The 13,407-nt window shown below is 53.0% G+C and carries 10 protein-coding genes; 2 read left to right on the top strand and 8 right to left on the bottom strand.

Features of this window, described 5'->3' with window-relative positions; translation table 11 throughout:
* Positions 1–45: 45 nt before the first annotated feature.
* The 8 genes from OHL20_RS05290 to OHL20_RS05255 form a co-directional block, all read right to left on the bottom strand.
* The gene (locus tag OHL20_RS05290) at positions 46–1,419 is read right to left on the bottom strand and encodes an aminotransferase family protein (RefSeq protein ID WP_263382161.1); all 1,374 of its coding nucleotides are present in this window, start codon (positions 1,417–1,419) and stop codon (positions 46–48) included.
* Positions 1,416–2,849: an NCS1 family nucleobase:cation symporter-1 gene (locus OHL20_RS05285; protein ID WP_263382160.1), complete on the bottom strand. Its 1,434-nt coding sequence runs from the start codon at positions 2,847–2,849 to the stop codon at positions 1,416–1,418. The genes OHL20_RS05290 and OHL20_RS05285 overlap by 4 nt, the downstream gene beginning before the upstream one ends.
* Positions 2,850–2,875: 26 nt before the next feature.
* Entirely contained in the window at positions 2,876–4,276 is a 1,401-nt protein-coding gene (gene hydA / locus OHL20_RS05280; protein WP_263382159.1) for a dihydropyrimidinase, read from the bottom strand.
* Positions 4,277–4,291: 15 nt separating this feature from the next.
* Positions 4,292–5,704, bottom strand: coding sequence for an NAD-dependent dihydropyrimidine dehydrogenase subunit PreA (gene preA, locus OHL20_RS05275; RefSeq protein ID WP_263382158.1), 1,413 nt, complete (start codon positions 5,702–5,704; stop codon positions 4,292–4,294).
* Entirely contained in the window at positions 5,694–7,025 is a 1,332-nt protein-coding gene (locus OHL20_RS05270) for an NAD(P)-dependent oxidoreductase (protein WP_263382157.1), read from the bottom strand. Before OHL20_RS05270 ends, preA begins: the two co-directional genes overlap by 11 nt.
* 174 nt (positions 7,026–7,199) lie before the next feature.
* Positions 7,200–8,453 (bottom strand): Zn-dependent hydrolase, encoded by a 1,254-nt coding sequence (locus OHL20_RS05265; protein WP_263382156.1) that lies wholly within the window; start codon positions 8,451–8,453, stop codon positions 7,200–7,202.
* A gap of 264 nt (positions 8,454–8,717) precedes the next feature.
* Positions 8,718–9,401, bottom strand: coding sequence for a class II aldolase/adducin family protein (locus tag OHL20_RS05260; RefSeq protein WP_263382155.1), 684 nt, complete (start codon positions 9,399–9,401; stop codon positions 8,718–8,720).
* 79 nt (positions 9,402–9,480) lie between these two features.
* Entirely contained in the window at positions 9,481–10,506 is a 1,026-nt protein-coding gene (locus OHL20_RS05255; protein ID WP_263382154.1) for a radical SAM protein, read from the bottom strand.
* Positions 10,507–11,954: 1,448 nt separating this feature from the next.
* On the opposite strand from OHL20_RS05255, the gene OHL20_RS05250 reads away from it, so the two are divergent.
* Positions 11,955–13,037: an EAL and HDOD domain-containing protein gene (locus OHL20_RS05250; protein ID WP_263382153.1), complete on the top strand. Its 1,083-nt coding sequence runs from the start codon at positions 11,955–11,957 to the stop codon at positions 13,035–13,037.
* 169 nt (positions 13,038–13,206) lie between these two features.
* Positions 13,207–13,389, top strand: coding sequence for a Flp family type IVb pilin (locus OHL20_RS05245; protein ID WP_263382152.1), 183 nt, complete (start codon positions 13,207–13,209; stop codon positions 13,387–13,389).
* Positions 13,390–13,407: the final 18 nt, after the last annotated feature.

Genomic DNA, 13,407 nt, shown 5'->3' with positions numbered 1-13,407 from the left:
GGCCGACTCTGCTTCGCAAATTTGCGCTCTGAGAGGCGCGTCCTGTTAAACTTCTACTTCTACTTGTGCGTCGGCAAGGTCCAAGTGTCGGTCAAGTGCGGCTACGCCGAAGTCAATTTCCTCGTGAGTTATGATGAGTGGCGGCGCGATGATGAAATGAGATACCCAAGCCTGAATCGTAACGCCATCCGCAAGGATTCTTGCTGCAATCTGGTCAACCAACAGTGGTTTTCCGGATACTTTATCTGCATAGGTATTAAACGGTTCTTTCGTCATCTGGTTGTTCACTAGATCAATGGCCCAAAAAAGGCCTCTGCCGCGAACATCGCCTATGCTTCTATGTTTTTCTTTAAGCGCCTGCAACTTGGCTTCGATATATGGCGCAAGCATGCGAGCTCGTTCGATCAGATCAAGACGCTGTATCTCGCGAATCGTAGCAACTGCTGGAGCCAGAGTTATAGGATGTGCTTCGTAGGTATGCCCATGCGCAAAATAGTGGTCCTGAAAATAGTCAGCAATCTTCTCGCTGGTTGCACATAGTCCTAATGGTACATAGGCGGAGGTAATCCCTTTCGCGGTGACGAGGATATCTGGAACAACTTTCCAGTGATTCATAGCGAACCACTCGCCAGTGCGTCCCCAACCGGTCATAACTTCGTCTGCGATAAGGAGAACCCCATATTCATCACAGATGCGACGCAGTTTCGGCATGTATTCATCCGGCGGGACGATAACGCCGTTAGTTCCAACTATAGGTTCTACAAGAACGGCCGCTACATCGGATTCATTGCGAATCATGTGTTCAATGTAGTCAGCACACGCAATGCCGCAACCGGGATAAGTGTGGCGGATTGGACACTTATAGCAATGTGCCTCAGGTCCAAATAGTATTCCCGGACCTTTGCCGGCGGGTTCCATTGCCCATCGGCGCGGATCCCCTGTTGCTGCAATCGAACCAGAAGTCGACCCATGGTAGGAGCGGTAACGCGAGATGATCTTCGATTTTCCCGTGTACATGCGTGCGATCTTAAACGCAGCTTCGTTAGCATCGGTTCCGGAGGTCGTAAAGAAGAATTTATTTAGTCCTGCCGGTAATACCTCTACAAGAAGTTGTGAAAGTTCAGCGCGCGCGGTCGTCGCATAACTGGGCATTGCATAGCTCAATTCCTTTGCCTGCTTCGTGATGGAATCGATGACAACCTGATTTTTGTGTCCAAGATTGGAACACATGAGCTGAGAAGAGAAGTCGAGATATCGTTTGCCTGCTGAATCAATAATGTAGCAGCCATCCGCATCGACGATGTGCATCGGCATCCAGCCTTTTTGAAATCGCCACGTGCCGTAGTTATGTTGCCGTGTCAGCTCGACAACTTGCTGAGTTGTTAAGTGATGTGCATCTTCAACTCTAGTGTTACTCATAGATTGACCTTGTCGAACGATGTGGATGAAATGATTCTTGCAACAGACCTAAATGGGAGCATGAGCAAGAGATAGCCAATTCCTGCAATGAAGAAGCCAACAAACCACGCGTAGTCGTAAAGAAAGCGAAGTTGCGGGATGGCAAGTCCTGACAAAGCGGTGAGTACGCCAGCTACGAGAGCGGCTATCGCCCGCGGATTGAACCCTCGTGAATATTCGTAAGGTCCGTCCCGATGGTAAAGCGAAACGACATCGAGGCGCCTTCCCCGTATGAAAAAGTAATCTGCAATCATAATGCCGGCGACAGGACCCAGCAGACCAGAGTAGCTGATGAGCCAACCGAAAATGTAGTTGCCGAAACTGCTCATCAGCTTCCACGGCATCATGGCCAATCCAAGAAAGCCGGTTATGAGTCCTCCAGCTCTGAAGCTGATGAGCCTGGGGGCCAGATTCGAAAAATCGTTCGAAGGCGAAACAACGTTAGCTGCAATGTTTACGTTGAGCGTAGCGATGAGGAGTGCGACAAGCGCGAGGAAGGCGACAATCGGTTGATGAAATCTACTGAGCAGCGTAATTGGGGACCAGATCGGTTCACCAAAGATGACAACGGAGGAAGAGGTACAGGCAATTCCTACAAAGGAGTAGAAGGTCATTGCAATTGGAAGCCCGATACTTTGCCCGATCAATTGCGAGTCTTGCGACTTCGCATAGCGCGTAAAGTCAGGAATATTGAGCGAAAGTGTTGCCCAATAGCCCACCATGGCGGTTAGGGAAGGAACGAAAAAGTGCATGAAGCTGCGTGTCGTGCGAAAATGGCTCGGCGCCGACAGCATTGGGCCGAAACCACCCGCTTTATGCAACATCCAGAAGAGCAGCGCTAGCGACATGACAAACATGAAAGGAGCAGAGAAACTTTGCAGAAAGCGGATAGATTCAACGCCATTCCAAACAACAAGCATATTTAGCAGCCAGAAGCTGAGAAAGCTTGCCCAAAGTACGCCTGGCATGCTGGCGGTAGAAGGCCAGATTATTGCGAGCATCGCAGAGATTGCTTGCCCACCGAGCCATGATTGAATACCGAACCACCCGCAAGCGACAATGGCACGCAACATTGCCGGGACGTTTGCACCTCGGGTGCCGAAGCTTGCTCGTACGAAGACGGGGAAGGGAATTCCATACTTCGTGCCAGCGTGTGCATTGAGAAGCATAGGTATCAGAACGATGACATTGCCGAGCAGGATGGTAAAAATCGCTTCCTTCCAATTCATTCCACCTGCGATGAGCGAGGAAGCAAGCATGTATGTGGTGACCTCCATCGACATGGAAAACCACAAGGCGATGTAGTTGTAGGTTCCCCACGTCCGGCGAGTCGGTGTAGTCGGAGCAAGATCTTCGTTATAGAGGCGCGGATCTGCTTTGTCATATTGCACTTCTTGTTTGATTAACCCGTTCGGCTTCAGGCAAGACCCCCTGCGTTAGCTACTCGCTTCACAAACTTGCCTTGTCCGATTTGCCCAATCCATAGTCCGTTCTTTACCACAAGGGCTCCTCTGGAAAGAACATGCCTGGCGTTGCCGCGAACGTTCCATCCCTCAAACATCGAGTAGTCGGTTGCCATTAATTGAGTGGCAGCGGAAATCGTGTACTGCGCTATCGGATCCCAGAGGAGTACGTCGGCATCCTTGCCTATCGCGATCGAGCCTTTCTGTGGCATGCCGAAGACACGTGCGGGAGCAGCACAGCATAGTTCGACGAATTGTTCACGCGAGAGACGACCTGTGTTAACACCGTGATGCCATAAGATCTGCAACCGGTTTTCAATGCCGGGGCCACCATTCGGGATCTTTGTGAAATCGTTTCTTCCAAGAGACTTTTGATCCTTGAAGCGAAAGGGGCAATGATCAGTTGAAACAATTGCGAGTGAACCATCTTCGAGCGCTTGCCACAGCGCTTCCTGATTCTTCTTTTCGCGCAACGGCGGCGTAAAGACGTATTTAGCCTCTTCCCAGCTTTGGCCCGGCATCTGGTCTTCAATGGAGAGCACGAGGTATTGAGGGCAGGTCTCCGCGAGCGCACGAATGCCCCGTTTTTGAGCAGATCGTAACTCACGCAGAGCCTCTGCATTCGAGAGATGCACGATATAGACGGACGCATTCACCATATCTGCAAGTGCTATAGCGCGATGTGTTGCCTCTGCCTCGGCTTTGATAGACCTACTGAGGGCATGGAAGTGCGGAGCCGTTTTTCCTTCTGCGAGCATCTGAGCGACAACGATGTCGATTGCGCTGCCATTCTCGGCATGAATGCAGCAGAGAGCGTTCAGTGATGCGGCTTTTTGCATAACCTTATACATCAGCCCGTCGTCAATCATTAAGACATTTGGGTAGGCCATGAAGAGCTTAAAGGAGGAGATTCCATCAAGCACCATCTCCTCCATCTCATGCAATCCTTGTGCTCCGCCTTCAGGACCGAGATCGGTGATAGCCATATGGAGCGAGTAGTCTATGCAGGCTTTGCCATCCGCCTTTGCAAGCCATGTTTGCTGAGCCTCACGCATGGTATGACCTCTTGACTGAAGGGCAAAGTCGATGACCGTTGTCGTTCCCCCTACCGCGGCGGCGATCGTTCCTGTTCGGTAATCATCGGCTGAAACTGTGCCGCCAAAGGGCATGTCGAGATGAGTATGAACATCGATCCCCCCTGGCATGACGAGAAGATCCGTTGCGTCAATGATGGTGTGGTCTACGGGAGGAATGTTCGCGGCGACCTGCGCAATATGTTCTCCTTCAAGGAGAACGTCAGCCTTTTGCTGCCCGCCGGCGTTGACGACCGTGCCGTTCTGAATCAGAGTTCCCATGCTGATCTCTTCCTGTCATCCGTTGATACTTAGAACTTCGTCAGGAACGAGCCCGCCCGCAAGTCGCTCCTCCCATGTCTGAGGAGCAAGGCCGTTCTCAATCCGATCCATGGTAATGCAGTCCGTCACGGGGCAGACGAGTGAGCACAGATTGCAGCCGACGCAATGATCTTCGTCGACGCGTGGAATTCGTTCCAGCGGAGTCACCGCGCTGCTTTGGCCAAGACTGCTGGTATCAAGCTTCGGAATAGGTGTCATGGTGATTTTACGAGAAGCTTCAGCGTCGATCATGGCGGGTGTTCGCGTGGTGTCTGGTACGGCCGAAGCGCGGTCGAGGTGAATGCACTGATGCGCTCCATCCCAACAGGCTGTATAGCAAAGCTGACAGCCAATGCAAAGATCCTCGTGAATGCGTGCCACAACCTTATAGTTCAGGTTTAGTTGTTTCCACTCGCGAACATTCGGAAGTGAAAGGCCTCGGAAATCGTCGATTGTCGTAAACCCTTTATCAAGCATCCATGCGAGCAAGCCATCCTGGATGTCTTCCACGATTCGATAGCCGTAATGCATCGCCGCAGTGCAGATTTGCACATTGCCGCAGCCGAGCAGGATAAACTCGGCGACATCGCGCCAGGACCCAATACCGCCAATTCCGGAGAGCGGAAGCATGGATGCAGGATCTGATTGAATCTGCTGCACCATATTGAGCGCAATGGGCTTGACCGCAGGCCCGCAGTAGCCACCGTGAGAGCTCTTTCCGTCGACATTGGGGTTTGGCTGAAAGGTATCAAGATCAATGCTCGTAATCGAATTGATGGTGTTGATCGCGGAGAGACCATCCGCGCCACCACGCTTGGCAGCGCGAGCTGCCATACGAATGTCGGCGATGTTTGGCGTGAGCTTGACGATGACGGGGGTGCGCGCCTTCTCTTTTACCCAGCCCGTGATCTGTTCACAGTATTCGGGTACTTGTCCAACGGCTGAGCCCATTCCTCGTTCGCTCATCCCATGTGGGCAGCCAAAGTTGAGCTCAAGGCCATCTGCTCCTGCATCCTCGGCTCGCTGTACGATATCGTGCCATGTCTCGCGCTTGCTCTCGACCATGAGCGAGGCAATAACGACGTGCTTCGGATAGCGACGTTTGACCTCAGCGATCTCCCGTAAGTTCACCTCGATCGGACGATCGGAGATAAGCTCTATATTGTTGAAGCCCATCATGCGTCGCCCTTCAAAATCAATCGAGGAGTAGCGGGAACTGACGTTGGTGATCGGTTCGCCAATCGTCTTCCATACAGCTCCTCCCCAACCTGCATCGAAGGCGCGCATAATCTGCTCGCCACAGTTCGTTGGCGGTGCAGATGCGAGCCAGAAGGGGTTCAAGCAAGGAATGCCACAGAAGGTCGTTTCGAGTGTCGGCTTAATTGGCATGCTGAGCCTCCAGCCATGCAGCTATGCCGATGCCAGCGCGTTTGCCGTCAGCGACTGCATCGACGACCTCGCGACCTCCGTTGGTGCAGTCGCCACCTGCAAAGAACTTCGGGTGCGACGTCTGTCCAGTCGCTCGGTCGATCAGGATGCGTCCGCGCTCAAGCTGCACCTCAGTCGCGAGAAAGTGGGTGTGCGTCGCTTGACCGATCGCCAGAACGATCAGGTTGACTGGCAAGGAGAAATTCGAGCCATTCAGTGGCACGATTGAACCATCGGTTGCTGGTTCAAGCCTAAGCAGTTCAAGCCCTTCTGTCGCTTCTGTGCCGTGGATGGCAACAGGCTGAACATGCCATAGAAACTTCACCCCCTCCTGCTTCGCGTGCTCGTACTCGAAGGCGAAGGCTGACATCTGCTCGGGACCCTGCCGATAGATGATGCGAACTTCGCTCGCTCCGAGACGGACGGCAGCGATTGCGGCGTCGATGGCAGTGTTTCCCGCGCCGATCACAGCGACTCGGGCCGGAACGGTTGTGAGGGTTCCAGATTTGTAACCGGCGATCAAATCGAGCGCGTTGGTCACCCCGGAGAGTCGCTCCCCAGTGATACCGAGACGATGAATTTCGCCTAGACCCATTCCTAGAAAGATGGCATCGTGCTCTTGTTCGAGCTGTTTGAGGCTCGCCGCATCGATCGTTGTGCCGAACTGAAAATCGACGCCTAGCTGCGTGAGAAGGTCGATCTCGCGAAGACTTTCCTGCAATGGAAGTTTGTATTCGGCAATCCCATAGGTGTTTAGTCCCCCTGGCAGCGCGCGAGCGTCGTACAGACGAGCACGCACTCCGCGACGTCGCAGTTCTGTTGCGCAGGCGAGCGAGGCTGGACCTGCTCCGATCAGCGCGACAGATCGGCCTGTATCTGGACCGGCTTCAAACGGTAGCGCTGCTCCGCTGGTGTAAAAGTTGTCCATCGCGAAGCGTTGCAGTCGTCCAATTTGTATCGGCTGCTTGTTGTAGCGGTGCAGCACGCAGGCACCTTCACATAACACTTCTACCGGACAGGCTCGAGCGCAGCTTGCGCCCAGAATGTTAGCGTCCAGAATCGTTCGCGCTGAGCCGGGGAGGTTTCCGGTGACAATCTTCTTGATGAATCTCGGAACGTCGATGTGCGTTGGACAAGCCATTGTGCAGGGCGCGTCAAAACAAAAGAGGCAGCGGTTCGCTTCGGGGATTGCGGCTTGACTATCGAGCGGCGGATGCAGCTCACCAAAGCGTGCCGCAATCTCCGGATGTGTCGAACTATCCTGCTGGAAAAGATCGCTCATGGGCAGACAACAGCCTCACACGCGAACGGCCATAATTCGGTGAACCTCGAAGAGCGAGAGGTCTGCGGAATGGGAAGACGTAGCATTCTGGAAGACAGCATGATCCTCCTTGTGTGCGACCGGTTTATGACTCAGGAGTGGTCATTATGCACTATTTGGACTCGCGACACGAAATCAGGTGCGTACGTCGTTCTCTTTAAGCCACTTGATCGTTTTTCTCGCAAGCTTGTTAAAAGCTTCCACAGCCAATTCGAGATGTTCAATCTCTGTATCTTCCGCTGCATTGTGGCTCAGACCAGCAAGTGATTGAACAAACATCATCGTCGTCGGAATGCCGGTTCGCGCAACCTCAGCAGCGTCATGAAGTGGACCAGAAGGGAGGCTATGCGAAATGGTCGTTGTCTCCTGTATCGCTTCTTCGCAGAATGTTACGAGTTGCGGATCGAACGAGATCGGCTCGATACTCCAAATCTTTGACCATGCGACGGTACAGCCTTCCTCTGCAGCGAAGCGCTCGCTTGCTTCCTTAGCCTCAGCGAGCATGGAGGCCAGCACTCCAGCATCGAGGTCCCGCATATCGAGCGTTACCTCGCAACGTCCTACGACTGCGGTAACGATTCCGGGAAAGGTTTTTACGCTCCCCATCGTGGCGACTGCCTCTGAATGTTTGCGCGCGATCGGACGTATTTCCAGCGCCAGCTTCGCAGCGGCTGCCAAAGCATCGCGCCGCACATTCATTGGAGTTGAGCCGGAGTGCGCTTCCTGTCCACGGAAGGTGATGGTATGACGCTCGACTCCTTTGGTTCCCAACACTGTCCCGAGAGGTAACTTTCGACCTTCCAGGATCGGGCCCTGCTCGATGTGTAACTCCAAATAAGCGGCGATGTCAGCTTGTTCCTTTGTGGCCCCATGAACCTTGGCGATGTCGACTCCACAGATAGCAAGGGCATCTTCCAGCCGAATGCCGTTGCGGTCGGTGCGATTGCGATCCGCCTCGATAGTGGCTGTACCGGCGAAGGCAGAAGAACCGAAAAGGCTTCTGCCGAATCGGGCTCCCTCTTCATCGGCCCAATCGACTAGGCGGAGGGTGATCGGAGGGGTTCCATCACCTTCTTCAGCGATGGATCGCAAAATTTCCAAACCCGCGAGCACCCCGAGGCAGCCGTCCAGCCACCCTCCATTGGGAACCGAGTCCAAATGGCTACCCAAGAGAAGACTGCGCTTCGACTTGCCGCGAAGGGTTATCCAGGAATTACCGGCTGCGTCAAGGTGGCTCTCAACTGGCAGATCTTTCACCTTGGCAGAGAACCAATCTCGAGCCTTGAGCCACACAGGCGTCCAGGCAAGCCTCTGCGCCCCATGGGCATCGGCTGTGAGTGCCTGTAGCTCACGCAGATCGGAGATCACCCTTTCAGGATTCAACGGCATCTTGTTGCCTCCGCATCAAGGAGGTGTACCCCCTGTACTTAGAGTCCTAAAGTATTCAAAACAGTATGTTTAGGTGCGCACTTAGAGCGTGTCGGGTACACCCTGTACGAACACAGAAGCCCGGCATGATCGCCGGGCTTCGCTTCTGTTTACTTGTAGCAGTGAAGCTACAAGTCACCCGCTAAATATCTCTATTTGTATGAGCAACTTAGGCGATCGAGGGGCTTGACAACATTTCGGGTTCGCCTAGACCAAGTGCTGCATCTAGAGCCTAATGGCTCGGGTATAGGATTCGAGAGCGATGCGAGATTCCGGTCGCGTCGCATTGTGAACGTAGCGTGCCTTAGCCTTCTGGAGCTGCTCGACCTGATCCGCATTGAGGGTCTGGGCCGTTCCCAGTTGATGGGCAACGAGATGGATGTGCGCCAAATGTTCCACTGTCTCCATTTTGAGGAAAGCGTCGAGCAGAGTATTGCCGTAGCTGACGGCTCCGTGATTGGCAAGCAGGATGGCCTCATGTCCTGCGACAAGAGGGACGAGGCTTGCCGCGACCTCATCTGTTCCAGTAGTCGCGTATTTTGCCAAGGGAACGACCCCAAGCGTCATGACGGCTTCCTGGCAGAGCATTTCGTCGAGCGCTCGTCCGGCGCAGGCAAACGCTGTCGCAAGCGGGGGATGCGCGTGGATCACCGCATCTACATCGTCGCGCAGGCGATAGACAGCGAGATGCATACTGACCTCGCTTGTCACCTTCCGTGTGCCGGCTAGCTGGCGTCCTTCGAGGTCGACAATGACCAAATCTGCGGCCTTCAGTAGATATTTGCTCACCCCGGTTGGGGTAACGAGCAGGCGGTGCTGATCCAGCCTCGCTGAAAGATTGCCCGATGTGCCAGGCATGAACCCAAGGCGATACAGCCACTTGCTGAACCGGACAAGGTCCCGTCTCAATTCGCCTTCATTTCGACACTCGCGGTCTATCAATGTCCCGCTCCTTCCTGCTCGTCTGGTGATGGTAGAGGCATGCAGGTCACAATATCTTGAAGGATACTGGTTCCGGGTGAACGATGGGCTTTGGCGCGAAAGCTTTCTGTAACTTACGCCAACGTTTTCCGACGCGATCCGAAGCCATAAAGAGGTGTCCAGCGGTAAGGGGTCCAATAACCTTGTGGTGACCAACCGCTGCTAATCCCATGGAAGCGATGCAACCACACTGCTGGCAGTCAGGCTTTCCTCCGAACTGGCAGGGCGTGATTTGCGTTTTTAGATCGGCAGAAATAGTTTCCGTCGTACGGGCAAATATACATTCGTCAGGGCTATTTGGGGGAGTGGCAATTTCGTTAATGACTGCTTCGGGCATGTCCAAAACGGGATACTTGACCCGTAGTTGCCGCAGTTGTGTGATCACAGAAGCTCGTTGCGAGGATGTGAGAATCTCCGGATCCGTTGCGCCAAGCTGGGGGGTGAAGATGCTGAACCAAACCTTGGTGATCTCCGGCTGGCTGCTCCAAAACGCGAGAAACTCATCAAGGTAGCCGGGACGCTCCACGATCTGTGAGGTGATCGTGCAATGAATGGTCACCTTGGCACCGGTAATGTTTTTCAGGATGCGCTCGTAGGTTGCCGGCTTGCGACGCTCGTCATGCTCGGGCTGAAGACCATCAATCGAGACGACGACGTTGAGTTTTTTGAACCGTTGCCACTCGGCTGGGATGATCCGAAAGGCGCTGGTAACCACCTGAGTGTGAATGCCACGGCTTTCCATTTGCGGCAAAAGGAGCTCCAACTCGCGATAGCGAACCAGTGGGTCGCCACCGACGATCGAAACGTGCAGAGGCTTATGCCCGTCGACAACCTCAAGAATTTTCGTGACGAGCTCATCTCCTTTGAAATCTGAGAGTTGACGAAGCTGCATCGTGCCGCCGAGATGAGCGGCGTCAAAGGCATAGCAGCCAGGACAACGGAGAGGACACTCCTTCGTGATCTCAATGGAAAGTGAGGGTGCGCGACCGGCCAGAATGCTGGCCCAAGCGTGAAGTACTTCAGATGTTTGCATGATCTCTCCAGGATCAGACCACCGTACGGTTGATCCATCTCGTCAAGGCCGTGGGTGGCAATACCACCACCCCTTATGATGCCTGGAAGGAGGTGCTAATCAGATTTGGAGTGGAAGACTGTAGGTGCTGCGCGGATAATCGCTACGTGTGCTCGCCCGAAAGAGGGCAAGGCGGTCCAGAACTCCATAGAGCAATGGAACCACGCCACAGCGGGAGGAAACAGTCCATCTCCAGACGGAGAGCAAGACATTTACAACCTGTTTACGATGCTGAGAGACGACGAGCACAAGGCATAGGATTGTCGCCAGCGCGAGCAGGCCAAACTCGAGGTCTTGACCACTGCGAAAGAATTCGTCAAAGGTCCAAAGATGCTCTGTGAGTGGCATGAACGCGAGCAGCAAGGCTGTAAACAAAACAAGCGCACGACCAATCAAGAGAGAAAGTCTTGAGAGATTATGGTGCGCTGGGTGCGCGTCTGCTCTTTGGATCTGAACGCCCGTCATTCGATCTCATTCTACAGTGCGGCGGCCTGCGGCGGCTCGTGTCCTGCTCAAATTGCCAAAGTTTGGTTCTTCTTAAGGCCTACCGCAACTGCGCCGCCGTCGCCGCTATGCCGCCGGGATCTATGGGCTGATGCCTACGTATCTATATACAGTAGCCGCGGAGGCGTTGCGGGAGAAGGTACTGTCAGTTGTGCGGTGATGCGTGCGACGCTTTGTCAAACGCAACTTGAGTACTCTCTCGCCCAATGTGAGGAAGTAGCCAGGCGAAGTATTCCCACCAAATGAGTGACGCGATCCCCGTTTGCTGTGCCACGTTCTAAGAACTGCAAAATTCATACTACTGAGAAGCCAGACACTATCGGATTTATAAATCCAGCCTTCAGTAACTGAACCATGCGGTCTACTTGGTTGACCCTCTCCGATCCAAGATCTTGGATTCCATTGCATTTAATCGCTGGGTTATCTTCGCCATTTAGCAGGCCGCGATAGAAGGTTGCTCCATTGGTCTATTCATACTTCCTCCTAGCAGAGCCAGCCCAAAATACGCACAAAGTTGGGAATCCACATAAAGAAGAAGCCGCTTTCAGGCGATGTCCACAAATAAGCTGCCGATAGACATATTGAAGTGCCCTGCCCAGCGAGAATGCAAACGCTTGTTGTGAATTGGCTCTGCTTCTCCTGCTGATGACAAATGAAAGGACATGCCGGTGCACATTTTGGGAGCCATATGGCGTAAGCAGACAGAGATGATGATCCCCCAAACTCGGAGCCCGATGGTTGTGGCATCCCTTCCTTCCACATCAGCGGAATCGAATGAGGGCTATCGGTTCATAGCAAGACAAGCAATCTTTGATAGAAGCCGGCATGTACATGGATATGAGTTGCTTTGCCGTTCTGGATGGGAGAACTACTTTTCTGGCGACTCCGACGAGGCAACCCGCGTTATGATCTCGGACTGTGCCCTATATGGTTTCGATGATCTCACCCGAGGCGCAACGGCCTTTGTCAACTGTACCCATGAATCCTTGGTTGGCGGTCTCGTAACACTGCTTCCGAACTCAACCGTGCTTGAGATACTGGAGACGGTAGTCATTGACGATGAAGTTGTTGAAGCATGTGCACGATATAAGGAGCTCGGCTACAAGATCGCTCTTGACGACTTTCGGATGAACCCAGCTACGGAACGCCTTGTATCTCTAGCCGACTACATTAAGGTGGATTTTCGCCTGTCCGACAGCACTGAACGACAGACAATACTCTCCTTTCTAAAAGGCAGCCAAGCCACTCTGCTTGCAGAAAAGATCGAGACGGAAGGAGAGTTTCAGACTGCTCTTGATGAGGGTTTTGAACTCTTCCAAGGCTATTTTTTCTGCCGTCCCTTGGTGTTTTCTAAGAAACGTTCCTCTACGAGTGGTGCAGGCTATCTCTCGCTTCTTTCAGCCATCGCTCAAGAACACTTCGATCTCATCCAGATCACATCCTTGTTGAAGTCTGAAGTGGCCCTCTGCTATCAGTTGTTACGGCTTGTCAACTCGGCTGCGTTCGGACTGAATCATGAAGTTCACTCCCTTCATGATGCCTTAGTCCTGGTCGGAGAAGAACAGTTTCGTAAATTAATGATCAATGCCATTGCCACTGAGACATGTAAGAGTCGACCAAAGGAACTATTAGTCCATGTTCTTCAGCGCGCACGTTTTCTAGAACTGATGTCCCCATTAACTGGGGAGCTACCAGCTGAGCAATACCTATTCGGATTGCTGTCGCTAATGGATGTCATGTTAGATACCCCAATGATCGATCTGGTCAGCGCTCTTCCTCTGCCGCAAGAACTAAAAGCAGCTTTATCAGGGAATCCAAATAGGGTTAACTATGCGTTGGGCATTCTCGAAGCCTACGAGGCTGGAGCCTGGGACGCCTGTGAAACGAAAAGTCTGGCGATCAGAACCACCGAAAGCGAGATTACGCAACTCTATAGAGAGTCACTTTGGTGGGCAGAAAATGCTGCCAATAACCATGCCGAGTTGTAGAAGTAGGTATGCAGGTAGAGGAGTTTGTCGATGAATGCACTAAGCGGCTTTCGAACCTCACAGCACCTAAAGTATTGTGACTCTAAGCCGATAAATTGAAAAGCCTACTCGCATGAAAGCCTGAACCACTTTCAACGAGAAGCAAGGCAATAATTCAGGAGACCATTATATGAAAACACTGCGAAACCACGTAATAGCTTTTACAAAAGATGAGTCTGGTCAGAACCTTATTGAGTACGCCCTTGTTGCGGGCATCATCGGTCTTGGAGCTGTCGTCGCAATGACCACCCTCAAGTCAAACATCTCAAATGCTTTCAGTTCGGTTAGCAGCACACTCTCTAACTCCGTATAGCACTCAGGTGAGCATGTC

This window comes from Granulicella arctica (genome assembly GCF_025685605.1).
In the GTDB taxonomy this organism is placed as follows: domain Bacteria; phylum Acidobacteriota; class Terriglobia; order Terriglobales; family Acidobacteriaceae; genus Edaphobacter; species Edaphobacter arcticus.
This window is presented reverse-complemented; position numbering and strand designations above follow the sequence as displayed.

What these genes read in the sequence shown, in the direction of transcription:
- OHL20_RS05290 (WP_263382161.1), bottom strand. Translation starts at nt 1,419, where the DNA reads ATGAGTAACACTAGAGTTGAAGATGCACATCACTTAACAACTCAGCAA.
- hydA (WP_263382159.1), bottom strand. Translation starts at nt 4,276, where the DNA reads ATGGGAACTCTGATTCAGAACGGCACGGTCGTCAACGCCGGCGGGCAG.
- preA (WP_263382158.1), bottom strand. Translation starts at nt 5,704, where the DNA reads ATGCCAATTAAGCCGACACTCGAAACGACCTTCTGTGGCATTCCTTGC.
- OHL20_RS05270 (WP_263382157.1), bottom strand. Translation starts at nt 7,025, where the DNA reads ATGAGCGATCTTTTCCAGCAGGATAGTTCGACACATCCGGAGATTGCG.
- OHL20_RS05265 (WP_263382156.1), bottom strand. Translation starts at nt 8,453, where the DNA reads ATGCCGTTGAATCCTGAAAGGGTGATCTCCGATCTGCGTGAGCTACAG.
- OHL20_RS05255 (WP_263382154.1), bottom strand. Translation starts at nt 10,506, where the DNA reads ATGCAAACATCTGAAGTACTTCACGCTTGGGCCAGCATTCTGGCCGGT.
- OHL20_RS05250 (WP_263382153.1), top strand. Translation starts at nt 11,955, where the DNA reads ATGATCTCGGACTGTGCCCTATATGGTTTCGATGATCTCACCCGAGGC.
- OHL20_RS05245 (WP_263382152.1), top strand. Translation starts at nt 13,207, where the DNA reads ATGAAAACACTGCGAAACCACGTAATAGCTTTTACAAAAGATGAGTCT.